This window comes from Bradyrhizobium sp. (assembly GCF_016462955.1).
In the GTDB taxonomy this organism is placed as follows: Bacteria; Pseudomonadota; Alphaproteobacteria; order Rhizobiales; family Xanthobacteraceae; genus Bradyrhizobium.
Genome location: NZ_JAEMSD010000299.1, coordinates 830 through 2,820, shown reverse-complemented (window position 1 = coordinate 2,820; position 1,991 = coordinate 830). Strand labels below are relative to the sequence as shown.

General features: G+C 63.7%; 2 protein-coding genes and 1 pseudogene. 2 read left to right on the top strand and 1 reads right to left on the bottom strand.

Annotated features, from left to right (window positions below; all coding sequences use genetic code 11):
- A partial coding sequence (gene cysS, locus JHD07_RS25505; protein ID WP_291627081.1) for a cysteine--tRNA ligase occupies nt 1-1,007 on the bottom strand: 1,007 nt, incomplete at its 3' end.
- A gap of 275 nt (nt 1,008-1,282) precedes the next feature.
- Here cysS and JHD07_RS25500 point away from each other — a divergent pair.
- A complete protein-coding gene (locus JHD07_RS25500) occupies nt 1,283-1,588 on the top strand; it encodes a hypothetical protein (RefSeq protein WP_291627079.1) in 306 nt (101 codons plus the stop codon).
- A gap of 140 nt (nt 1,589-1,728) precedes the next feature.
- Nucleotides 1,729-1,991 (top strand): annotated as a pseudogene (locus tag JHD07_RS25495) (hypothetical protein); the annotation flags it as partial.

Sequence of the window (1,991 nt, the reverse complement as noted above, 5' to 3'; positions counted from 1 at the left end):
TCGAGCGTCTTGGCGCTCTCTTCCAGCGACTTCATGGTCCAGTCGATCGGCGAGCGGTAATGCGTCTTCAGCATGTTAAGCCGCAGCACTTCGCCCGGCCAGTCCTTCAGCAGTTCGTGGATCGTGATGAAATTGCCGAGGCTCTTCGACATCTTCTCGCTCTCGACCTGCAGGAAGCCGTTGTGCATCCAATAGTTCGCCATGCGCTCGCGGTGGAAGGCGCAGCAGGTCTGCGCCACCTCGTTCTCGTGATGCGGAAACACGAGGTCGATACCGCCGCCGTGAATGTCGAAATGCTCGCCGAGATGCTTCCACGCCATGGCCGAGCACTCGATGTGCCAGCCGGGGCGGCCCTGTGCGGCAATGCCTGATGGCGACGGCCAGGACGGCTCGCCGGGCTTGGACGGCTTCCACAGCACGAAGTCGGTCGCATCGCGCTTGTAGGGCGCGACATCGACCCGCGCGCCCGCGATCATCTCGTCGAGCGAGCGCTTCGACAGCGCGCCATAGCGCGGCAGCGCGGAATTGGCCGCGTTCATCGCCTGGGGCGAGAACAGCACGTGCTCCTCGGCGACATAGGCAAAGCCACCGGCGACCAGCCGCTCGATGATCTCGCGCATCTCGCCGATATGCTCGGTGGCGCGCGGCTCGACGCTCGGCCGCAGCGCGCCAAGCGCATCGACGTCGGCGTGAAACTGATTGCCGGTCTGCTCAGTGACCTTGCGAATGGCCTCGTTCAGCGGCAGCCCGGGAAAATCGCGCGCGGCGCGGTCGTTGATCTTGTCGTCGACGTCGGTGATGTTGCGGACATACGTAACGTGCGCCTCGCCATAGAGGTGGCGCAGCAGCCGGAACAGCACGTCGAACACGATCACCGGCCGCGCATTGCCGATATGGGCGAAGTCATAGACCGTCGGTCCGCAGACATACATGCGGACGTTGTTCGCATCGAGCGGCACGAAGGTGCGCTTTTCCCGGCTCAGCGTATCGTAAAGACGCAATTCCATGACAACCCATCCTCTCGGCCGGGCGTCCAAGGCTCTCAATGTGGTTGAGAAAAGACGGCTCCAGCCAGCGAATCGCTAGCTCGTAATCTCGCGGCAAATGGCGCAAATGGCGAGGAGACCGTTCATGCGGCACATATGGGCCACCACGCCCCCCGGCGTCAAGGGCCGCCAAAATGCCGCTTTTGCCCCGCCCCCGGCCCGGCACTTCATGATCCCCTAACCATTTGAGGCCATTCTGGAACCCGCACACCTTCACTTTTTGCCCCGGTCTTTTCATGCGGTCCCTGCCCCCGCTCATTGTCGGCGCCTCGCTCCTTGCAGCTTCCGTCGCCTTCGCCGAGACCCGCGTCTTCATCATCGCCAATCAGACGGGCAGCTATGGGGTCGATCAGTGCCTGGTCGCGGGTGGCAAATGCGGCGCGGCCGCTGCGCGCACCTATTGCCAGTCACGAGATTTTGCCCAGGCATCGAGCTACCGCCGGGTCGATCCCGACGAAATTACCGGCTCCGTCCCCAAATCCGGCGCAAACTGCTCCCATGGCCATTGCGACGAATATGTCGCAATCACCTGCCAGCGCTGAATTCGCTCGGAGCTGGCGGACCTTAGGACCGGTCTTGGCTCGAAACGACGTGACGGTGCCGCAGGAAGCGGCTATTGGAGGGCGCGCCTCGGCCCTTCAGAGTCACGTCGAAAGTCACATTGGGCCGTGACCTCGCTAGAATGGCGGATATGCCTGAATTCTTGTTTCTCTCCCGTGCCCGCTTCATCCGTGCCTGCACCGTGCTCCTGAGCACGATCGTGCTTGCCACCGGCGCTCTTGCGCAGGCTGGACCACCCGGCCCGCCGCCTCAGCCCGGCCAGAACGGGCTCGGACCGAACCCGATGTGCGTGCGATTGGAAGGCCAACTCGCCGCGCTCGATCGCGGCGGCGGCGGTGATCCCGCGCGCGAAGAGCAGGTTCGCCGCTATCAGGATTCCCAGGC